We start from the raw sequence: 22,456 nt of genomic DNA, 5'->3' as shown, positions 1-22,456 counted from the left end.
AAAATGAATAATATGATTAAAACATGAACAATCTGGTCAATATTTGAAACAGCCATATGCCCAAAGGAGTCATCATCATGTCTATCATTGAGCCTTGCCAGGTTCTTACCGCAGGCTATTCCTTCCACCGTAAGCCCTTTTATTCGAACCAGCCTGATGGAATCAAAAATTATTTATTCCGTCTGCAAACAGATGGACGCTGTCAAGCACGCATTGACGGGAAAATGACACGGATTGAGGCAGGTGATCTGCTGCTGTTCAATCCAACCGAGCCTTATGAACTGGATATTCACAGTGAGTTGAATCCCATGGGAGAACAGGTTGTTGAAAGTGGGGATTATCACATTTTTTTCGGTGGTCCGTGGGTAGATGAGTGGTGGAATCATCACAAACGTCCCAACCGAATTAAGGTTCAACTCACAGAAGCCCTGCTTGGTCTATTTCGTCAGCTCGTGTTGGAGCAGCGACGTATTTCTAATCCTTACCCGGAAATATCAAGCTATTACATACGCATTTTATGTTTGGAGTTTGACCGTATACTATCTGAGCAACCCATTGCTACTCATCATAACTATCTTGCTTATCAGATAAAAAATTATATTGAAGAAAATGCATCATCTAATTTTAAGCTGGATGATGTCTCTTCACACGTTGGAATCAGCGTATCACGAGCGGTACACCTTTTTAAAGAAACGTTCGATACGAGCATTATGCAGTACACACTGGACATCAGGCTCAACATGGCAAGGGAGCGTATCATTTTCAGTCCCATGTCACTGGAACAAGCCGCCGAATCGTCAGGATTTGCGAACTACACATACTTTCATCGTGTATTTCGTTCCCGCTTTGGTATGTCGCCCAAGGAATTCAGGTTGATTCACCGCGAGCAATTGTAGGAAAAAGAGAGCGTTCAGGGGAACGCTCTCTCTTTTTTATAACAATATATCGATACTACTCACATTCCACAATCTGTTTTTACGGAGCAATCGTCAGCATCACAACTGACATCGGTGGCAGTGTAACATCCAAATGCTGACCTTGCAGCTGATAAGATGTAAAAGCTTCCTTTTTCACACGCTCTGGCTGATCAAATGTATTATGTGCCTGCATATCGTCACTGGCTAAGACAACACCATTGATCTCCTTAACCTCTTCGAGCCCTCTTAGCTCAAGGCTCAAATTTGCCGATTCACCTAGATGGACGTTGCATAAGCTTATATGAATAAAGCCATCTTGTGCCTTAGAGGCGGACACACTTACTTGTGGGATGGAATCTCCATCATACTCATAGTTGCCTACCTTCGCATGAATTGCCAGTGCTTGTGCATCCTGATGCACTTTGAACATTTCAAATACATGGTATGTCGGCGTCAACAGCATAGCAGGGCCTTCTGTCAAAACCATCGCTTGCAAAACGTTGACCATTTGAGCAATGTTGGTCATTTGCACACGATCATGATGATTATGGAATATGTGCAGGTGTAGTCCGGCTACCAGCGCATCCCGCATCGTATTTTGCTGATAAAGGAAGCCAGGATTGGTACCCGGCTCGGTCAGGAACCAAGTTCCCCATTCATCGACGATCAGCCCGACCCGTTTGTCAGGATCATATTGGTCCATAATGGCAGAGTGACGAGTAATCAGTTCATCCATATGCAATGATTTTTTCATCGTCTCAAACCATTCTGCTTCATCAAAACCAACTGCGTGTCGTTTCCCTTCCCAACTCCCCGGAATTGTGTAGTTGTGTAGACTCAAACCGTCCATCAGATGCCCGGCTTCGCGCATCAGCACTTCGGTCCAACGGTAATCATCCACATTCGCCCCACCAGCTATTCGATAAATGCGATTCTCTCCATAGTTACGGACATATGTCTGATAGCGGCGATACAAGTCGGCATAATATTCAGGGCGCATGTTACCGCCACAGCCCCAGTTTTCGTTACCTACTCCAAAATATTTGAGCTTCCAAGGTTTTTCACGACCGTTTTCCTGACGCCATGCAGCCATAGGGGACTCCCCGTCAAAGGTCATGTACTCTACCCACTCCGACATTTCCTGCATTGTACCACTGCCTACATTCCCACATATATACGGCTCTGCATTCAATAGCTCACACAGCTGGAAAAACTCATGTGTACCAAAATGGTTATTTTCAACCACACCGCCCCAGTGCGTATTTACCATTCTTTTGCGGTTTTCTTTCGGTCCAATCCCATCTTTCCAATGATATTCATCCGCAAAACAGCCCCCAGGCCAGCGCAGCACAGGAATGTTCAGCTGTTTCAGCGCTTCCACCACATCATTTCGAATTCCGTCAGTGTTAGGGATTGGAGAGTCCTGTCCCACCCATAAGCCTTCATAAATGCATCGTCCAAGATGCTCAGCAAATTGCCCATAAATATTTTTATTAATAACACCCTGTTCCCAATCGGTATTTACAATAACAGAACCCTTCACAACAAACCCTCCCAGAACATTAAGATTGTTGGAACATCACACAGATGGTTACGCTTTCATAATTGCGTGAACTTCACTTACACTTCTGTTCTTTTTCGAACTCTACTGTACACATTGTCACATCTAGTAATCCTTTAATTAATATAAATATTAATAATTAAACAAAAACATTTTACGTGTTTAATATATTTTATTGTCTACAATTTGTCAATTGCTAACAGCAAAGTCCAAGCAAACTAAAAAGGTCTGCCATTAAGGCAGACCAGGGGATGACTACTTTAGCCTGTAATCTCAGGTTTAACTGAGTCTGGGCTTTACATTTTTCAAGCTGATCCTCGCCAACGTGAACCGTGGTAACTGGGACAATTTTGAGTTGCTGCCAAGGCACGTATACGAACAATACTTCCACTAATGCCACATGTGTGCCCGGACATTAACTCATTGCATTGTGCGCAGGCTAACAGTCTGGCTTCGTACACTTCATCGTTTACACATTCCATTTTGGGTCTCATATTGTTTAGAATTCTGGTAATTTGCTCTTCCGATAAAGCGATATCTCTTTCACAGCCTTTACAAGTGCTTGGCACAGGTATATCTTCCATCGTCAGCTTACCCTCCTGATCAACAATATCCTCAGTAAATAGTTTATTTACACGATGTTATGATGATTTTGCCAGATGTTTTATTTTAGCTGGACTTATTTTCGTTCCGACGGGAGCTGGGCAGCCGCCTCGGATACGACCATCGCCAAGTCCTCATTTCCGAACATGGACAGCACACCTAATACCGTATCCAGCGGAATATCACCTGCTTCTTCGCGCGATACAGTCAGTTTGCGTATTCGTAGCAGACGCTCGTTGCTATCCTGCTGTGGATACGCTACACGATATAATTCCTCTGGCTCCAAGCCGTTATTAATGCACCATTGAGCAAACACAAGGATCATCATATCTTCTTCTTGCTTATAATTTTCAATGATGGCTTCTTCTAACTGTTTTCCGCGGTTGTCTTCCATTGATACATTTCTCCTTCAACCTATAACTCTTGATGTCTCGATCGTCATGGTTCCTTATTAATTACGCAAACGACTAATCAGTTCTTCTGCCAGCATATGGCTTTCCAGGACTTTTCCAGCTTGTATCGCACACTCCTCCGGACGATGAATATGCTCCAGAAAATGATTCACCACCCCGGTAAATCCCCGTCTTTCTAATATTGTATCCCAACTTCCAAAAGTTTGAGTTTGTGATAAATTATTTTTTTGCATGAAAACAGCCTGTTCCATATTCGTTACCTCAACAGACCGTCCTGCCCCGTGAAGCTCCAGCTTCTCTATGTCAGCCCCTGCCTGTCTGCTCATACTGTATGTACCGGCAGCATCCCCCAAACGCAAAGTCCCAAATGCAGCGTCCATGTAACCTTCACTCGTTGTATCCAGACTACTATGCAGTAGCTCATAATTATCGCCACCCAGCCATAATAGCAAGTCAAGCATGTGAATTAAATCATCATAAACCGTCTGTGCCGCCGGTCTACGATCATATCCAGTTCGGTGTTTAATCGCCGCACATTGACTGAAACCACCCACTTCCTCTAGCCAAGCTTTTGCAGCCACATAGTGCGGAGCAAAACGCCGATTAAAACCTACCGCCAGCAGTACAGCCTGCGCTTCCGCGAAAGCAGTCATTTCCAAATTCTGACGAACATCATAGGACAATGGTTTATCCACGTACACCGCTATCCCTTTTTCAATACACGCCATGACTAGGTCAAAATGAGCTTCGGTGGCCGCATGTATAAATATTGCTTCCGGCTCCCATGCCAGCATTTCCTTCACATCCGTCGTTCCTCTTGGTAGTCTATACTGCTCCATAATAGAACTGACCGGCTCCTGTGAACGGTTCATGACACCTACGATGTCTACACCTTGGTGTGCAGCCAGTAACGGCAGGTACACTTTACGAGCGATACCACCCAATCCTGCAATCGCTACTCTTGTCTTGATTTGCTTGTCCATATCGTTCCACCTCTAATCACTCATTTCATCTGTTGTCTAGTTTACATGGAAGTCCGCTGACAAGCAAAGAAAAGAGGCTACTCCCGATCCAGATGGACCTGACGGAACAGCCTCTAAGACTTGAGTATCCAGCTTCAGCCAGATTACTTCAATATAAGTTAGCTTATGCGTGCAATGCTTCCTTTTTTGTTTTCTCACTTTTTATTTTTTTAACACGCATCCCAATGGCTACAACCAAAACTACAACCAAGGCTTCGAAACCATATTTAACGACTCCATTTGCGAACCAATGTGCAATTAATGGCTCAGCCACCACCATTTTAGCAGCGGTATACGCTAATACTGCGGCTCCAATTGTAATCACTACCGGGTAACGTTCTGTCAGTTTCAGAATAATCGTGCTTCCCCATACCATGATCGGAACGGAGATTGCCAGACCGAGAATAACAAGTAGCATATCCCCATGAGCGGCTCCCGCAACAGCAAGCACATTATCGAGTCCCATCATTGTATCCGCAATAATAATGGTGCGAATCGCTGCCCACATCTGATTTGTAGCTGAAATTTCATGTTTTTTCTCTTCGACCAACAACTTATAGGCGATATAGATAAGGGCGAGACCCCCAACCAAACGCAATCCATATATTTGCAGTAAGTATGTGACCAGCACGGTAGCAATCACACGAATGATGACTGCTCCGACCGTTCCCCAGATAATGACCTTCTTTTGATTGGCCTTATCAACATTCCGCGCCGCCAAGCCGATTACGATCGCATTATCACCAGCTAGTACCAGATCAATGATAATGATGGACAATAATGCGGTTAAAAACTCGATTGACAAAAAATCCATACGTTTCTCCCACCTTCTTTATTTATTTTGTTATACTGTACATAGTTCAGCGCTTTATACTAAAAAAGCGCCATTTCGCAGAATCCGGAAACGGCGCTTGACCCCATTTTGGCATCAAAAAAAGACCATTTACCCGGATTCCTAAAATCCTGGCAAAGGTCTCGCTTACAACATTACGTTGCCAATAAAGCCGGGGATTAAGAATCCCGTAATGACGACTTTACTCGCTGAGCTACTCCCCTTTGGGAACTATTCTGTTAGTGGCAGTATAGCATACATTTTTGGGAATGTGAACCCTATTTTTTCTGTATAAGCAAAAAGCCGAACAGGGATATTGAAAGAGGTATGTAAATGAAAAAATGGTTACTCCCCGCGGCTTATGTTTCGCTGCTCTGCATCGCGTTTATCTACAGATATGATTGGCTCGCATGGGCGGACCAGCAAACCTCCTTTCCGGTTCTGCTGCTGCTCGCATTTTTATTCGCGTTAATTCCGTTTATCCCTTACAAGCTGATTATCGCTTCCATTGCTTATGCAGCAGGCGCCTGGCAAGGTGCTCTGATTTGCTGGCTTGGCACTACTTTCGCTGCGTTAGTCGTATACAGTGCCGTACGTACCCTGTTTCGTGACAAAGGACGTGCTTATTTGGAGCGTGTTCCCGCACTGGAGCGCTTCAATCAGGTCATGGAGAAAGAGCCTTTTACTGCTGTGCTACTGGCTCGCCTGATTCCAGTCATTCCTCAGGCAGCTGTAAATGTATATGCCGGAGTAGCAGGGTTTCCGTTCTGGAGCTTTATGCTAGGCACAGCGATCGGCAAGCTTCCCGCAATTGCAGTGTATGCTTATGCAGGCGGTACCTTTGCGGAACATCCAATCACGGGTTTGTTTATTTTACTGCTATATACTGCACTGGTAGGTGGCGGATTTGTACTTTACCGAAAAAGAGTTAGGCGCGCCAACAAAACATGATAGCAATGAGTTTGTACCGGTTCTGTAGAATGTTTGATTGCTTTTTTTGGGACACACTACAGCTACGCAGCTGAGTACTTTCTGATGTTTCGTTGGATTTTGCAAAAATCCCGTATATAATTTAATTGTAAGCTATTTAAATAACAACTAATTAAACATTCTCAGATTGGAGTGATAAAATATGAGCACCAACAATCCAAACACGGTAGAAAAGGCAACTTTTGCGGGCGGCTGCTTCTGGTGCATGGTCTCCCCTTTTGAGGAAATGCCCGGTATTTTGAAGGTTAGATCTGGATATACAGGGGGTCACACCGAAAATCCTACCTATGAAGAGGTATGCTCTGAAACAACGGGACATGTGGAAGCCGTACAGATTACATTCGACCCCCAAGTGTTCCCGTATGAAAAACTGTTGGAGTTATTTTGGCAACAGATTGATCCAACGGATGAAGGTGGACAATTTCACGATAGAGGTTCATCCTACCAAACGGCTATTTTCTATCATAATGATGAACAACGCATCAAGGCAGAGGCTTCCAAAGAAGCTCTTGCTCAAAGTGGCCGTTTTGACAAGCCCATTGCAACATCTATTCTGCCTGCCGCAACTTTTTATGAAGCAGAAGAATATCATCAGGACTATCATAAGAAAAACCCCGCTCACTACAAACGCTACCGCAAAGGGTCGGGACGTGAAGATTTTATTGAGCAAAATTGGGCTGTCAAGATTGATAAGTCCGAGCTCAAAGATCGGCTGACGCCTATTCAATACGAAGTAACACAAAAAAACGCGACCGAGCGCCCATTTCAAAATGAGTTTTGGGATCATGAAGCTGAAGGCATTTACGTGGATATCGTATCAGGAGAGCCTTTGTTTAGTTCACTGGACAAATATGATGCGGGTTGCGGCTGGCCTAGCTTTACCCGTCCGTTGCGCAGTTACAATGTCAAAGAAAAGACCGATCTCAGCCATTTCATGATTCGTACCGAGGTGCGAAGTCGCGAAGCAGACTCCCATTTAGGGCACGTATTCGATGATGGTCCAGGTCCAGAGGGTTTGCGTTATTGTATCAATTCTGCCGCGCTCCGCTTTGTGCCTCAGGAAGACTTGGAGCGTGAAGGATATGGAGCATATAAGTCATTATTTGAAAAGTAAGCAGCCGTAAAATCATTAAGGCTGACCCGGAATCATCTTTATTAGATGGTCACGGGTCAGCCTTTTTTGGATATGGCAGCACATCTTTACTGATCTAGCTCATCACCCACCCAAGCCAAATGGCTAGCGGTACCAGCAATAGCTGAGCTAATAAAGTTCCTGCCAAACGCGAGATGATCATCCAACCGTACACACTATTCATCCGAATTAGGGGTAGCTCCCCTCGTAGCGTTTTTTCTGACAACACCGCCAATCTTGGATCAATTAACAAGGTCAACAATACCGTTGCGACGCCATTGATTAAGCCTGACGACATTGACATTGCCGTACCTTGGGCGGGCCATAGAAATGACGCATACAAGGCAGATACCACTCCAGTTGTATAAATTGCGGTAACGGCAATATTTAAAATAATTAGACGCTTGGGGATCACTCCACTGATCAGGGAGGTAAGCATGGACCAGCTAGGGCGCTTTATGTAGTAGCCTGCATGCTTCCAGCGATTTCGACTCATTAAATGACGTATTAAAGCTGGAATAGATCCAGTATGCTCCAAATGCACAATCCATCTGGCTGACATGCGCACCACTGTTGGATACAGTAATATAGCAAACATAGTTCCAACGGTGGCGGCCAGCAATACCCCGTGCATATACAGTTCCAGTCTCGTATCCGTTCCGCCCAATTGTGCTGACTCTTTAGCCTGATCGACCATCCCTCCAAGTAAAGGCCCCTGCGCCATATTGGAGGTGCGTGAAACCAACAGCAGCATTCCGGCCACGGTTAAGGCCAATCCAATCCGACGTGCTCGCAAACCACCAAGCCGAAGAGCATAAGACAAGCTATCGGTAGTATGAATGATGATGGTTAGTAAAAAAACGAAACCCCAGGCAAGCAAATGTTCCACTCCTTTTTCTGGTATTCTGCACACCATTATACGCCTTTTCTCAAGATATATTTTACAATACATTCATTACCTTAATTTTTGTTTGTCTAAGCCAACAACGGGTAATACATAATACAACATCTGCTAAAAAGGAGTGTGCAACAATGCCTTGGAACAAACATGATTACCCGCCATCCATGAAAAATCTGGAACCCCGGGTGCGAGAAAAAGCCGTTGATATCGCTAACGCTCTACTCCGCGAGGGCTATGAAGAAGGGCGTGCTATTGCGATTGCCACTGCTCAAGCTGAAGAATGGAACGATAATCATCCAGTAGAAGAAAATAAGAAGTAGAAAAAATATAAAAACAGCATTCAAGTTACAATGGGTATGACCAAAATTTTGCTTTTTCTAATTCTAAAGAGTCCTTCATGTGCTGCTGAACGTGAATTGCCGAGCGATCAAAGAAGAGGGAGATGAAGCTGAATACAGCGAAAGGGTGTTACGTAAGAAGATTTCTCTCCTGACGTAACACCCTTTCCTTATTGACGAAGGCTGTGGACGACCCGCACTGTTTTGGCAACTACCTTTTTAGCGGGATTAGCCGCTGGCAGTACCTTTTTCACAGGTCGGTGCAATTGGAACGTGGTCGTCCATGTAATTATTTTTCCGGCAAGCCACACAGCCAGTATAGTAAACATTGTTTCCTTTACAGGCAGATACAACAGCGATAATCCTAGCACGATGATGTCACTGACAATAAACACGTTGCCGATTTTCCATCCGCGCCACTCGCTCACCAGCAGAGACAAAATATCATCGCCCCCGGTTGCTCCACCGAATCGCAGTACGATTCCGGCTCCTAAACCTGTGAGCACCCCACAAAGTAGAGCTGCTATCAGCAGATTTCCATGCAGATCTATAACCAGAGTCGAGTATTTCTCAAATCCTGCATAAAACAGTGAAAAGGCGACGGCTCCGATTAATGCTAGCATCATAAATCTTTTGCCCTTCAGTACCCATGCCAGCAATATGACAGGAACATCAAGCAACAGCATACTCCATGCTGGAGATATGCCAAACGCATAATGCCCCAGCAGAGCTAAGCCTGCAAATCCGCCCTCTGACAAATGATTCTGGGCGTTAATGTGATAGTACGTAAAAGCTAAAATGCATGTTCCGAGCAACATGACAGCAATCTGTCTCAGTGCTCCATTGTTCACGATAGATTCGTAAGTTTTCCTCATACAGGCTCCCTCGGTTTCTCGTAAGTTTGATGTGGATGAACCCACTCTTACGGAAGCAACCTGGTAAGATGTGCCTGGAGGACTTGGTCCTTCGCATGTACAATCCCCTCTTCCGCAGAGTTGGCTTTCGCAACTTGACGTTACTCCGCGGAAAAGCTAAGTATAAGACAGATCAAATCGTTTCCAAATCGTCCTTTGGGGAAGTATCCTTCGGGGACACATGGTATCCTGATCCTTTCTTTTGTGGAATAAAACTCCGACATTTCTGTGGTGCATATAATTCTATAATTTATTATACCACACCTTGTCACCTGCTAAACAGCTTGCTTTTTTGCTGCACCATATTTTATTTTATGTGTGAGCATGCTTTATTGTATGTGCGAGTTGACGCATTATACCAAAGGTTTGGCGAGTACACACTCAATGACCTGAGTGTGTTTTATTTTCACTTGGAGTTATTACCCTTAGTTTGGCTGTTCTGCGCTGATTGGCCATAAATACGCCCCCGAGTATAAGAACCAGACCGGTCAGCACGTTCCAGCCGATATGCTCATTCAGAAGTAAAAAGCCCCATACGATGGCACTCACTGGTACAAAATACGTTACCGAAGAAGCGAATTCCGCACTCCCCCGCAAAATCATATAGTTGAACAAGATATATGCTACCCCTGAACCCAAAACTCCTAGTCCTATTAGGGAACCTAATACTCCTGGAACAGAAACGATCGACAAATCTGGTCTCTCTACAATTACCATCATAATACCACCCCCTGCTGCCGCACCAAACAGTGTCGCAAAGGTAGCCTGATACATGGAAAGATTGGAGAGAAAACGTTTGGAGAGCTGTGTTCCAAATCCGTAGCAGAGAGTCGCAAGCAGCATACATCCAAAACCTACCGGATCAACAGAAATAATAGAGGCAGGATTAATACCCAATAAAATAATAATTCCTATAAAAGCGAGCCCCATTCCTAACCACTGCAGGCGATGAAATATAGCTCCGAAGAAGACAAGACCCACCAACATAGTCCATATTGGCGTGGTGGCATTCAATACAGAAGCCATGCTGCTAGCTATTCTGGTCTCACTAAAACCAATCAATGTCCATGGTAAAACCATGTTGACACATGCTACCAGAATAACCGATTTCCACGGAATGCTTTTGATTTTAAACGGCTTGCGTATAAGAAGCATTAATAAGATGATAAAAATAAGACCAAAACTGGATCGCAGAAATACAATGGTCCACGGTCCTACTTGATGTAGCAATAACACCTTAATAAACATAAAAGAACCGCCCCAAATAAGGCTCAACAATAATAAAGCTACATATAACGAACGTGACAATATGTAAACCTTCTTTCTCGACTTTCTTAAGTTAAAAGTAGAAAACGACCGCTATCAGAACGCTATCCCTTCTATGTAAGTTTTTTATCCATTAGCTTAACACAAATTTTGTTTGACTGTCATCGGTCATATACGAAAGAATCTTTACCACAATGGCACATGGAATTAGGACTTCCTGACACTTTTCCAATAATTGATGATTGCTTTGGCAACAGAAAAATCCCTATGATGAGGTATATCCAGAACGTATGTTCTATATACTTATTATATATTGTACTTTCACTCCGCGTAAAGGAGATATTTATGACAAACAAAAAGGTACTTGCTAACAAGCATAAAGCTCCTCTGCCTTCTGAAGAAGACGCAGGACTGATCAAAATGTGTGTACTTCTAACACTTGTACTGGATGTGCTGGAGCGAGACATTCGTATTATGAATATCTCTCCTCTAAAAATGCCCGATTTGTATATTCGTAGCCTGACTGGAGTACAACAGCGCGTAACTGTTCAATTAGCAGACACAAAAGCACGAATGAAAAGACAGGGAGTGAAAATATACAGCGAAATCCGAAATCATGAAGGCGTAGAGGTTTTGTATGTATGCCGCGGTTACCAAAGACGATTTTTCATGCTTTCATCCTTTGCCCGCAGTGAGGTTCGGCGTAAACTCGGATACTACCTGGGAATTGATCTGACCCAAGACTATGACCCCTTATAATTTCGCCTTGCCTACTTGCCTGAACAAAGAGAAAATTTTAAAGCCCATTGGTTACATGCAAATAATTTGGCTCGTATTTTCAAAAAGGAGAAATCTAAAATATGAAAAAAGAGCAGAGCCGCATAAAATGCTGGCTCTACTCATAATTACAACAGGCTGCTGGGATCAGGACAGCTTAAAGGATGCCAGATTGGCAAATGCATCGATTTATGATCTTACTCCTAAGGGCCTACTCCAGCAAACACTAGAAGTTGTAGATGAATCTCAAACCAATGAAGGTAAAGTACCAATGAAGTTTATTCAGGCACCGAGAATTCTGTCCGACAGATGTACCGGAGCCTGACTATCCAACTTCCCATTCAAGGTAGCCATTGTAATGGAATAGCGTTGGAATGAGGAGTATCCCCGTGTCCGTTTTCATCCGCAGGTCACTGTCAATATTGTTGGAAACGGTGTTCTAAACTAGATCGTCCATGTTGCTTAGTTGTTGGATTGATCAGTCGTTGGTTCAGGATCGATAACCTCATCAGGCTGAGTTTTTGGAGCACCACTCTGGTTCTCTGATTCAGAAGGTGTCTCCGGCACGTTTTCAATAGAAGGTTGCGAAGTATCTGTTGATGGCACATCGTTATTCTCATCAGGCGGTTCGATCTCTGCGTCTGTGTCAGGAACAGAAGGAACTGTTTCCTCTGGTGGAACCTCCTCTTGATCTGTTGCTGGTACCTTGATCTCAGGGACATCTTCTTTCTTGATATCTGGTTTGGACGGAACTACTGGTCTAGCAGAACGTGGAAGCTGTTCTCTTCCGACTTCGGTCGGCACGTACTTTTGGTTAAACCAGTCAGTCACGAGGTGACCTGATTGGCGGGAATAGCGCCCTGGCAGCTTACCTGTAAGACTAGATACCGTAACTTTCACAACGCCTTCCGGCTGTATAAAATGCTTATTCTTAAAAAGCTCAGGCTGGTCCTTGACCGCCTCATTCATGATCAACGCCCACACCGACTGTGCTCTGGTGTGACCTTCTTGAGATAATGTATTAACCTGTTGACGATAACCAGCCCATACGCCTAGCGTAACGTCAGGTGTGTATCCCATAAACCACACATCACCAAAGTTCTGTGTCGTACCCGTTTTACCCGCAATATCAATGGTACCGTAGCTCTTAAAAGCTTTTTGCAGACGTTTGCCAGTTCCTCTTGGGTCTGATATAACGGTTCTGAGCATATCCGTCATCAAAAATGCGGTTTGCTGCGAATATACACGTTTCGTCTGTGGTTTAAATTCATATACAATCTTACCGTTGGCATCTGTAATTTTACTGATCAAGTGAGGGGCATTATACACGCCCATATTGGGAATTGTTCCATATGCTGCGGTCAGTTCCTCGACAGATACCCCCTTACTAAGTCCACCTAGAACTCCTGTTTGAGCATGTTCATCCTGCGGCTGAATCGTCGTAATTCCAAGAGAACGCACAAAATTCCAAGCGTTTGGAATTTTAACTTCATATAAAAACAGCCTCAGTGCAGGGATGTTAATTGACCGATTGAGTGCTTCACGGGCTGTCATAAGCCCCTCATACCTTCTGTTATAATTTTTAGGAATATGATAACCCTTTCGTCCGTCTTTCAATATGATTTGTGAATCATCAATAAGACCCGCGGGCTGAGTGTAGCCCTTCTCCAAAGCAGGTAAGTAAGCAGCAATAGGCTTCATGGCAGAACCGGGCTGACGTGTCATTTGAGTTGCATAGTTCATTTGCTCGGTATTAAAATCCCGGCCCTCGATCATACCGAGGATAGCCCCTGTTTTATGATCAATCATGATTGCCGCAATCTGTTCTAGTCCCTTCTTCTTACTGTATGGAGAAAAATTTTGTGGATTAGCTGCAATCTGTCGCATATTGCTATAAATTTTTTTATTTATCGTTGTATAAATTCGATAGCCGGACCGTTGCAACTCTTCTCGCGTATTTTGAAGAAGTTCAGCATGCTCAGGCTTAGAAATCTCGGCTGCTGTGAGATTCGGATTTTGCTGGAGTGCTAACAGCTGTGCGGCCTCCCGCTCTGTTTCCAGCATCAAATAAGGGAATGTGTTATAGCTTTTTTCGCGATGGGGTGCAAGAGTCGCTCTCACATCAAATTGAAGCGCATCATTATATTCGGACAGTGTGAGCTTGCCTGTTTCCAGCATTCTTCCCAACACAACACGTTGGCGCTCCATCGCTTTGTTGAAACCTTCTTCATCAAAATTCCCTTTACCATCAAAAGCGGAATAAACAGATGGCAGCTGTGGAAGACCTGCCAAATAAGCCGCTTGAGCAATATGAAGCTTATGTAGATCACTTACATTAAAAATTCCTAACGAAGCAGACTTGATTCCATACAAATTGTAACCAGCGGAACCATTACCAAAAGGCATTTTATTTAAGTAAGCCGTTAATATTTTGTCTTTGCCCATAAAACGCTCCATACGTAGTGCCAGCAGCATTTCCTTCACCTTTCGGCTGTCCGTTTTATCCAGACTGAGGAAAACTCTTCGGGCTACCTGCTGCGTCAGTGTACTGCCGCCAGTTTGGCGGTTTTCATTCAAAAGTTTCTGTTTGACAGCACGAGCCGTCCCCTTTAAATCTACACCATGGTGCTCATAAAATTGGCTATCTTCTGTTGAAATGAGGGCATCCACAATGGACTGAGGGACATCCTTCAAGTCAACGAGCTGTCGGTCCTCTTCCATGCGCATTCTTCCAACCGGAGTTACCTGATCATTAAAAAATACAAAACTGGTCAGAGCATTCTCATTTACCTTTTCATATATCAATTGACGTGATCGTACAGGTTCATCATGAACCAGTGCCGCCACATAACCGGATATAAGACCTCCGGCAAACAGCACTCCAAGTACACCCGCAAGCGAGAACCACTTGATATTAATCAGCAAAACTCTGCCAAAAATGCGCCACCTACTGCGTTTTTGAGATGATGGTCGACGTTTTGGGTTCATAAAAATGGTTTTCTCCCCTCAATATTCATTCATTTCCACTTGTTTTTGTTCAAGATAATATGATACGCCATGCTAGGTTTCCCGTAAACTGTAATGTTCCAAAAAATACATTTGTATTAGGAACACTTGTTCTACATATAATACTACTATAAGGGTATATGTTCAAGAATATTCTGGAATATGATTAATCACATGCCAGGAGAGGAGGTCAACATTGTGAAGGAGCGTGGAAGTAGAACCATATTTCTAGCGGACTGCCAAAGCTTTTACACCAGCGTCGAAAAAACGGATAATCCCGCATACCAACATAAGTCGCTCGTTGTGGCCGGTGACCCTGCACTTCGTTCAGGCATTATTTTAGCCACGTGTCCGCTGGCCAAAAAACATGGTATATCCACTGCAGTACGTCTGGGGGAAGCTGTAAAAAATGTCCTGACCTTATCATTGTACGCCTGCGCATGCAGCATTATATCGATGTCTCATTAAAAATAACAGAAATCTATAATGAGTATACGGATTTGGTTGAGGTTTTCAGCATTGATGAACAATTTCTGGATATGAGCGGAAGTCTCTCCCTGTTCGGAGATCCGTTGAGTATTGCAAGTGAAATTCAGCGGAAAGTGCTGGGACAAACAGGAGTATGGATTCGAACCGAAGGAAAAGTATAAAACACAGCTAAAATACCAAATAGCATTGTAGTATTAACAAAGTCCAGCAATAATTTTCTAGACTTTAATTCAAAGATTAACAGTTTTTTAGTTTTACCTGTTTCCCAAGAACCCTTCAGACCAATATGTAGTGGGATCTGACCTTGCTCTAGTAATTCTAAATTACATCAGTATATCCCTTCATTTATTTATAATGCCCCCCGATTTTTAGGGATCTCTCCAGTGCCTGACCAGCTTGGGTCAAAGAGGACGCTCTTACGATAGCTGCGCTACCATAGCGTTCTTTAATTTTATCTGTTGCTTCTTCCAAGGAGCGGATACGCTCATGATCCTCAAAGAAGGAAAGTTGATAAGTTTGGTCGTCAACCAACCCACTTAAAGTGACACCTAAGCGTCGTATCGGCATACCGTTCCAAAAATTATAAAATATTTTTTTTGCTGCGTTGTACACTTTATTCGTATTGTTAGTCGGATCTGTAAGCTTCATTTGCCTGGAAAATCCGGTGGGAGCCTCATATGGGCTACATGTACAACTAACGGTCACGACAGAGCCCATGCACCCCTTACGACGACTGTCTCGACAAACTTCTTCCGAGAGTTCAAGCAGGATGGTCTCTACTTCATTTGGTTCCAAATAATCTTGGGGTAGGGTCATCATATGACTTATCGACTTTTGTGGAGAACTGAAGGTATACGGAGCTACAGGACTCTCATCTAGACCATTGGCTGTTTTCCACATGACCTCCGCCTGTATATCCGACTGTTTTCCAAAACGAGCGCGAAATTTAGACTTAAGGTCTGGTAGAGACGTTCTAGCGATATCACCAATGGTTGTCATACCAAGCCGCTCAAAATGGGACGACATCCGCGAACCTACCCCAAACATTTTATTAACTGGCTGTGGCCAGAGCAGCTGCTCTAATTCTGTCTTGGGCAACGTGAATATACCGCTTTTAATTTTTTTAGCCCAAATATCGGTTGCGCTTTTGGCAAGAACCTTATTGGAACTGATTCCTATTCGTACCCAAACCCCGGTTTGTAAAAGAACCTTCTTTTGAATTTCTCTTGCAACGGTTAAAGAATCTCCAAAAATTTTAAAACTACCCGAAATGTCCAGAAACTGCTCATCGATACTAAACACCTCTACCAGGTCGGTGTATTCCTTGTATATATCCGTAATTGCTAAAGAGACATCGATATAGTGTTTCATACGGGGACGGACGATCACAAGCTCAGGACACTTCTTGAGGGCTTCACCGAGCCGTTCTGCTGTAGACACCCCGAAACTTTTGGCCATAGGACATGCTGCTAAAATAATTCCAGACCTGCGTGCAGGATCGCCTGCTACCGCAAGCGGTTTATTTTTATACTCTGGGTAGGAAGCTTTTTCTACACTCGCATAAAAACTCTGGCAATCCGCCAAAAGAATTGTCCGCTCAGTTGTTTTAGTCATGCTGCACCCTCCAAAAAAACGATCATATACGTACGAACATGTATTCTTATTTATTATAATACCAAACATTAGTTCTGTATTCAGGTAATTTATAGGATTATGTAAATCAATCATCAAAGATTGGGTATCTGGTACGAGCGTGGATCATCACATTATTTCTGTGATCATAAAGGCCAAGAAAGCTTAATGTGCTCGTGGGGGATGAGGATCGGAACGGAATTCTGGTTGGCTGGGCTTCATCTTTTAAATGTCAACAAAAATAAAGAACCAATGTATAACATTTTATCTTGTCTTGAAAAAGCGGAAACTTGGTATACACATATGAATTCAATTAAAAAAAGGCTTTCTTCAACGATGTCGTAGGTACATTTCCGCTGTATGGACTGAATTCCATGACATTTATAGTTCCCAATGTACTTTTAATTTCTTGAAAAGCTCTAGTAAGCTGTGCTTTGTTAGTAATATCCGCAGCAAAACCTTGAGCCTCAGTTTAGTTAATTGCTCAGTATACTGGTCTAGTTTCTCTTATGTTCTTGAAATCATAGCGAAATCCGTGTTTACCAAACGTCTTAGCCAGTGAAAAGTCCAATCCGGGATCTGCTCCAACTATGACCAATGATATCAATGCAAATTCACTTCTTCTCTTTTTAAATTCTTATGAGCTAATTTACTAGCGTATTTATAAATTAGAAAAGCGGACGAGCAGCAATTCGTCCGCTCTATTGTAAGTCCTGTCTTTCAGATAAGTGCTTTTGATGATGTTTGTGTCTATTGAGTTATCCTCGAAAATACGACTTAAAAGGTAGATGTATCAATAACAAATCGATATCGTACATCATTTCGGATAAGTCGCTCAAAAGCTTCGTTGATTTGATTGGTGTGAATTACCTCAATTTCAGGGACAATACCATGCTCTGCGGAGAAATCAAGCATTTCTTGGGTTTCAAGAAGATCGCCTCCAGGCGTTGCTGCAATTCTGCGACGACCCATAAGCAAACTGAGCGTATTAAATTGGTTCGGCTTACCGGAATCACCGATGATAACAAACGTACCATTTATATTAAGCATGGATACGTAAGCATCTAAATTAAGACTTGCAGAGGTCGTGTTGAAAATCACATCAAATTGACTAGCTAGCGTCGAGAATGTGTCAGGATCGTTCGTTGCATAGTAATGATCGGCGCCAAAACTTAGCGCATCGCTTTTCTTATCCATTGTCTGACTCAAGGCCGTAACTTCAGCTCCTAATGCATGGGCATATTTGATAGCTAGGTGGCCGATACCTCCAATACCGACGATAGCGACTTTTTTGCCTGGACCTACTCCCCAATGTTTCAAAGGATAGTAAGCCGTAGCTCCTGCACAGAGTAGTGGACTGGCAACATCTAAGCCCAAACTATCTGGGATCTGAAGTACGTAATTTTGCTTCACTACAATTTTTTGACTGTAACTACCGTAAGTAATATTTCCATCGTAGTCTACGGAATTATACATCATGACCATGCCCTTTTTACAGAACATATTCTCACCACGTAGGCAATTCTCGCACTCTCCACAAGAGTTCACGAGAGGCCCTACTCCAACCCGGTCACCCACTACAAACTTAGTTACTTCCGTTCCAACCGCTTCTACAATTCCTGTCATTTCATGACCGGGAACCATTGGGAATTGAGAGTAACCTCCATCATTATGGACCATATGAACATCGGTGTGGCATACACCACTATACTTAATATCGATTAGAACATCATCTGGGCGCAATTCCCTCCGTTCAATCATCGTCCGTTCAAATGGTGCATTCGCACTGGGAACACTCAATGCATGAACTTTACACATACTTGTTATACCCCTTTCATTTTTCATATTATATATTTCAGATATCAGCTAAATTGTTGTATTTGAATTGTATTCGTATCCCTATCTCATCCCCCTTCATACACTATTTACAGCCTACACTTAGGTACAGCGTGATAACGCATCTAAGGTTGTCTTAATGGATACTTATAGTTTAAAACTCCAGATCTATGGTTAACATAGCCTGATTACAGACAAAGTTGTCCCTATTACTGATTATTAGGAAAGAAAATGAATACAAAAAGCCCCTCAACTTCAGGAAAGCAGAGGGGCCATCGTAAACCTTATTATTGCTCCGTACTTATTTATTCATATAAGGGCTAATAACCTTTTGGCAGTAATCCCAAACTTTTATTTCGTTTTCTACAGAATAATATCGATCCCGTGGTTTTTCCTCCCTCATGTTACCAAAGAATTTCCCATTAACCTTTTCTACTTCTTGTGATGTGGCCAAATATACGGTTGTAGCAGCTCCTTTTTCTGGCGTATTCATGAATGGAAGTGCCAACTTAAACACTATATTATTAATAAAACCTTTATCGTTGTCTTGTCCAAATCTAGTCGCAACAGCACCAGGATGTAACACGTTCGCAGTTATATTTTTCAGTCCCCTTCTCATTAGTTCAGCTGACCAGTGTCTTGTGATCCAAATCGTATACAATTTGGAGGATGCATACGCACCGGATGAGGTGTAGTCCTTTTCCAACTGTAAATCGCTGAAATCTGGTTTTTTGGCAATCCTATGTGTTGCGGAAGAGGTATTAATGATCCTTGCTGAGGGGCTTTTTGAAAGAACATCTAATAATAACTCTGTTAAGAGCAATGGTGAAAATACATTAAGGGTCATTGTCTTTTCAAGTCCCTCCTTGGTTAGCTCCCTATCTTTACTTAATATAGCACCAGCATTGTTAATCAGGACATCCAACCGATCGTATTTCTGTTTAAAAGCTGCAGCCATGCGTTTGACCTCAGCAAGAGAAAACAAATCACCTGTTATAATGTCCACCTTATTGTTGCCTGTTTCAGCAATTATCTCTTCACATACTTTCTGTGCTTTGTTTTGATTCCGTCCATGAATGATCACAGTGTGTCCCTGCTTTGCCATGGTTTTCGCCGCAACTTTTCCGATTCCATCAGTAGCTCCAGTAATAAGGATGATTTTTGTAATCATCGTAATTCTCCTTTTCATTTAAGTAATATATTTATACTGCAACCCATTCGATTAGGTACATATCCAGGTTACTGATGATATTGTCCAGATTACTGATAAATAGTTCTGTAATTCAAACAAGTTTATCGTGGATTAGACTATGTCTTACTTGAAATTCAAAGGATATGATAAGAAGAGCTTTCTATTTGCGAGGAATTGTTTTGTTCATAAGGAGGGCAAATCATGTTAACGGTTGAATCAATATCTGACTTACATGAATTACTCGGATACAATAAACCTAAACATCCATTAATTACTGCGATGAATTTTGAAAATGCTAATCCATCGGAAACCATGTTTAACACTGACGTCATGTTGAATTTTTATGTGATATCTCTAAAAAGTGGTACTCAATGTGATTTTAAATACGGCAGAAAAAACTATGATTTTCGTGAAGGCAGCCTTGTTTTCACAGCTCCTGGTCAAATCATGATTTCTGAGGGCAATTATACACCTGAATATTCGGATGGCTGGATGCTTTGTGTTCATCCTGACATGATCAGAGGAACCACACTATGGTCAAAAATATCCGAGTACAGCTTTTTTGAATACGAAGCAAATGAAGCCTTGCAGCTCTCTGAACAAGAGAGAGAGACGATTGAACGTATAGTGAAGAACATTGAGAATGAATACAGTAAAAATATAGACCTTTACACGAAAGAACTCGTTGTATCCAATTTGGAATTACTCTTAAACTACGCTAAACGCTTTTATGGCAGGCAATTTATCACTAGAACAGTGGTTTATAAAGACGCCGTCACCAAGTTCGAAGAGCTTTTAAATGAACAGTGTACAGTGGATATTATTGAAGGATCAGGTACACCAAGTGTAAAAGGCCTTGCTCAAGCAATGGGGTATTCACCTAATTATCTTTCGGACATGCTAAAAAAAGAAACCGGTAGAACAGCTCAGGATTTTATCAAATCCAGGGTGCTGGAACTTGCAGAAAACTTGCTTTTAACGACTAAAGAGCCTATTCATCAAATTGCTGAGAAGCTTGGATTTGAACAGCCTTCTAGCTTCACAAAATTTATAAAAACGCACTTAGGTTTGAGTCCAATGGATTTCAGAAGACAGCATTTGGTATGAATAAAATTAAAAAAAGGTTTGTCTCTATGTTTATTTTGAGACAAGCCTTTTTCCTAATGTTCATCCTATCCATCGAAATAGAATAAAAACATTATATTGACACTTTTTGAGCCTCTCAAAACTGTAAAACATCATTGCATTTATTAATTATTATAAAATATAACTAAATAAGCTTGTCCGAATAACACACCTATCTTAAACACCTGTAATCAGGAAGTATGCGCAACGAAATTTCTGCCATGTACAAAGCTGTCTGTCACATATATTAATGCACCACATTTATGACTGTAGTAAAGTACAGCAAACGGATAATCTTTCTATTATTTATAAAAATGCTTTTACAGCGGGAGATGTTATTTCAATCTCAAAAGCTACTCACCTGAAAACTACTTCCTTTGACAGTGATTGCGCGTCCTATGACCGCTGTTAAACACAAAATTCCAAAAAAACCCTATGCAATGGTTAAACCATTCACATAGAGTTTTCTCATTATCCGTTTACTTGCGAAAGCTAATATTTTTAATATTTCCGCCTCGGTCAGCCGCAATCTGTAGCTTGCAGCGCTGGACGAGAACGGTACGCTACAAGCTATCTCAAAAGGTACGGGTTTGTAATCAGCGCATTCCGCTAATATTCAATTGCTAAATCTCAGAGCTTGACCAGGCTAATCAATCCCACTCCGACCATGATTACCGTAATGCCGGCCAGTAGACGAAGCCATTCGCCGGGACTCTTCTTTTCCCTGAAAATCAGAATACTGCCAACACAGGAGATGGCGATACTCGCCTGAGAGATCGGAAAACTGGCAGCGACTCCAATAAGCCCATTCGAAATGAATAGCGCCAAATTTGCCACGCTCCACGACAAACCCGTAGACAAATTGCGCAGCACCTGAACCAGATGAAGCTTCTGCCCTCCCTTACAGTTCATTAAAAGCGCAGAACACAGCATGCCAAGTGATTGCGGTAAGATGACCGACAGACCGGAAACATGAAAGATTTGATTAATAATAACATACAAGGTTAAGGCTATACCTGAACAAACCAACATGACAAGAATTTGAAGGGGTAAAGGCTTGGACAAACCACTTGATTTGCCCTGATAGCTCGTCAGCAAGATGCCAGACAAAATAAATATAAGCGCTGCTAATCCAATACCAAATTGGTACCCGGTCGTCCATTCGCCCAAGATCAGTGCTGCAAAAAGCGTCGTTCCCATAAGTTGCAGCCCGCAAATAATAGGAATGGCCGTTGAAACGCTTACTTTCTGAAAAGCCTGAAATTGAAGCAACTGTCCTACGGACCAAAACACACCAGAGACAAAGCTCACAATAAATGGTGTGATTTGAAAGTTAACAGGTGAGTACGAATACAGGCACAGTGCGAACAATACGGCACCGATGACCGTCCCCGTCAGTTGCTCGCGAGGACTGGCTTTTGTCATTTGCGCCAGTATGGGCATGAATCCCCAGCCTATGGCTGGAATAAAGGCAATGAGTGTATCCACATGCAGTTCCCCTCTCGTAAAG

At 42.7% G+C, this 22,456-nt stretch carries 19 protein-coding genes and 1 pseudogene; 7 read left to right on the top strand and 13 right to left on the bottom strand.

Annotated elements, in window-relative coordinates:
- Window positions 1–77: 77 nt before the first annotated feature.
- Window positions 78–896: an AraC family transcriptional regulator gene (locus MMB75_RS03605; RefSeq protein ID WP_013371816.1), complete on the top strand. Its 819-nt coding sequence runs from the start codon at window positions 78–80 to the stop codon at window positions 894–896.
- Window positions 897–975: 79 nt separating this feature from the next.
- Here MMB75_RS03605 and MMB75_RS03600 read toward each other — a convergent pair whose 3' ends face one another.
- From MMB75_RS03600 to MMB75_RS03580, 5 genes are all read right to left on the bottom strand, one after another.
- The gene (locus MMB75_RS03600) at window positions 976–2,460 is read right to left on the bottom strand and encodes an alpha-N-arabinofuranosidase (RefSeq protein WP_103042513.1); all 1,485 of its coding nucleotides are present in this window, start codon (window positions 2,458–2,460) and stop codon (window positions 976–978) included.
- A 323-nt stretch (window positions 2,461–2,783) separates the two neighbouring features.
- A complete protein-coding gene (locus MMB75_RS03595; protein ID WP_045244437.1) occupies window positions 2,784–3,062 on the bottom strand; it encodes a DUF6171 family protein in 279 nt (92 codons plus the stop codon).
- A gap of 95 nt (window positions 3,063–3,157) precedes the next feature.
- On the bottom strand, window positions 3,158–3,475 hold the full coding sequence (locus MMB75_RS03590) for a hypothetical protein (RefSeq protein ID WP_016822322.1): 318 nt from the start codon (window positions 3,473–3,475) through the stop codon (window positions 3,158–3,160).
- Between the two features lie 57 nt (window positions 3,476–3,532).
- Window positions 3,533–4,477 carry a Gfo/Idh/MocA family protein gene (locus MMB75_RS03585; protein WP_045244436.1) on the bottom strand — a complete coding sequence of 315 codons (945 nt, stop codon included), beginning with the start codon at window positions 4,475–4,477 and terminating at the stop codon, window positions 3,533–3,535.
- A gap of 163 nt (window positions 4,478–4,640) precedes the next feature.
- Window positions 4,641–5,330: a TerC family protein gene (locus MMB75_RS03580; RefSeq protein ID WP_025365176.1), complete on the bottom strand. Its 690-nt coding sequence runs from the start codon at window positions 5,328–5,330 to the stop codon at window positions 4,641–4,643.
- Window positions 5,331–5,681: 351 nt separating this feature from the next.
- Between MMB75_RS03580 and MMB75_RS03575 the strand changes: the two genes are divergently transcribed.
- Both MMB75_RS03575 and msrA read left to right on the top strand, forming a co-directional pair.
- The gene (locus MMB75_RS03575) at window positions 5,682–6,299 is read left to right on the top strand and encodes a TVP38/TMEM64 family protein (protein ID WP_045244435.1); all 618 of its coding nucleotides are present in this window, start codon (window positions 5,682–5,684) and stop codon (window positions 6,297–6,299) included.
- Between the two features lie 181 nt (window positions 6,300–6,480).
- A complete protein-coding gene (gene msrA / locus MMB75_RS03570) occupies window positions 6,481–7,452 on the top strand; it encodes a peptide-methionine (S)-S-oxide reductase MsrA (RefSeq protein WP_045244434.1) in 972 nt (323 codons plus the stop codon).
- A gap of 94 nt (window positions 7,453–7,546) precedes the next feature.
- Here msrA and MMB75_RS03565 read toward each other — a convergent pair whose 3' ends face one another.
- On the bottom strand, window positions 7,547–8,350 hold the full coding sequence (locus tag MMB75_RS03565) for a lipid II flippase Amj family protein (RefSeq protein WP_017427474.1): 804 nt from the start codon (window positions 8,348–8,350) through the stop codon (window positions 7,547–7,549).
- 152 nt (window positions 8,351–8,502) lie between these two features.
- On the opposite strand from MMB75_RS03565, the gene MMB75_RS03560 reads away from it, so the two are divergent.
- Window positions 8,503–8,691 (top strand): DUF2188 domain-containing protein, encoded by a 189-nt coding sequence (locus MMB75_RS03560; protein ID WP_017427473.1) that lies wholly within the window; start codon window positions 8,503–8,505, stop codon window positions 8,689–8,691.
- Window positions 8,692–8,879: 188 nt separating this feature from the next.
- On the opposite strand, the gene MMB75_RS03555 is transcribed toward MMB75_RS03560, so the two are convergent.
- The gene (locus MMB75_RS03555; protein WP_025365179.1) at window positions 8,880–9,584 is read right to left on the bottom strand and encodes a YitT family protein; all 705 of its coding nucleotides are present in this window, start codon (window positions 9,582–9,584) and stop codon (window positions 8,880–8,882) included.
- 420 nt (window positions 9,585–10,004) lie between these two features.
- On the bottom strand, window positions 10,005–10,931 hold the full coding sequence (locus MMB75_RS03550) for a DMT family transporter (RefSeq protein ID WP_016822329.1): 927 nt from the start codon (window positions 10,929–10,931) through the stop codon (window positions 10,005–10,007).
- Window positions 10,932–11,234: 303 nt separating this feature from the next.
- On the opposite strand from MMB75_RS03550, the gene MMB75_RS03545 reads away from it, so the two are divergent.
- Window positions 11,235–11,648, top strand: coding sequence for a YhjD family protein (locus MMB75_RS03545; RefSeq protein WP_025365180.1), 414 nt, complete (start codon window positions 11,235–11,237; stop codon window positions 11,646–11,648).
- Between the two features lie 480 nt (window positions 11,649–12,128).
- Here MMB75_RS03545 and MMB75_RS03540 read toward each other — a convergent pair whose 3' ends face one another.
- Entirely contained in the window at window positions 12,129–14,654 is a 2,526-nt protein-coding gene (locus MMB75_RS03540) for a transglycosylase domain-containing protein (RefSeq protein WP_045244433.1), read from the bottom strand.
- 192 nt (window positions 14,655–14,846) lie between these two features.
- Between MMB75_RS03540 and MMB75_RS03535 the strand changes: the two are divergent.
- A pseudogene (locus tag MMB75_RS03535) lies at window positions 14,847–15,304 on the top strand (Y-family DNA polymerase); the annotation flags it as partial.
- Window positions 15,305–15,506: 202 nt separating this feature from the next.
- Here the strand turns inward: MMB75_RS03535 and MMB75_RS03530 are convergent.
- The 3 genes from MMB75_RS03530 to MMB75_RS03520 all read right to left on the bottom strand — a co-directional run bounded on the left by MMB75_RS03530 (window position 15,507) and on the right by MMB75_RS03520 (window position 19,800).
- Window positions 15,507–16,775 carry a DNA polymerase IV gene (locus tag MMB75_RS03530; RefSeq protein WP_044785255.1) on the bottom strand — a complete coding sequence of 423 codons (1,269 nt, stop codon included), beginning with the start codon at window positions 16,773–16,775 and terminating at the stop codon, window positions 15,507–15,509.
- Between the two features lie 795 nt (window positions 16,776–17,570).
- A complete protein-coding gene (locus MMB75_RS03525; protein WP_045244432.1) occupies window positions 17,571–18,611 on the bottom strand; it encodes an NAD(P)-dependent alcohol dehydrogenase in 1,041 nt (346 codons plus the stop codon).
- 319 nt (window positions 18,612–18,930) lie between these two features.
- Window positions 18,931–19,800 (bottom strand): SDR family NAD(P)-dependent oxidoreductase, encoded by an 870-nt coding sequence (locus tag MMB75_RS03520; RefSeq protein ID WP_045244431.1) that lies wholly within the window; start codon window positions 19,798–19,800, stop codon window positions 18,931–18,933.
- A gap of 222 nt (window positions 19,801–20,022) precedes the next feature.
- Here MMB75_RS03520 and MMB75_RS03515 point away from each other — a divergent pair, with 222 nt between their 5' ends.
- A complete protein-coding gene (locus MMB75_RS03515) occupies window positions 20,023–20,928 on the top strand; it encodes a helix-turn-helix domain-containing protein (protein WP_045244430.1) in 906 nt (301 codons plus the stop codon).
- A gap of 648 nt (window positions 20,929–21,576) precedes the next feature.
- Here the strand turns inward: MMB75_RS03515 and MMB75_RS03510 are convergent.
- A complete protein-coding gene (locus tag MMB75_RS03510; protein ID WP_029515122.1) occupies window positions 21,577–22,434 on the bottom strand; it encodes a GRP family sugar transporter in 858 nt (285 codons plus the stop codon).
- Window positions 22,435–22,456 lie beyond the last annotated feature (22 nt).

The sequence above is a fragment of the Paenibacillus sp. P2(2022) genome (assembly GCF_029522175.1).
Classification (GTDB): domain Bacteria; phylum Bacillota; class Bacilli; order Paenibacillales; family Paenibacillaceae; genus Paenibacillus; species Paenibacillus polymyxa.
The sequence above is the reverse complement of the archived record's forward strand: the minus strand, read 5'-3'. Positions and strand labels throughout refer to the sequence as shown.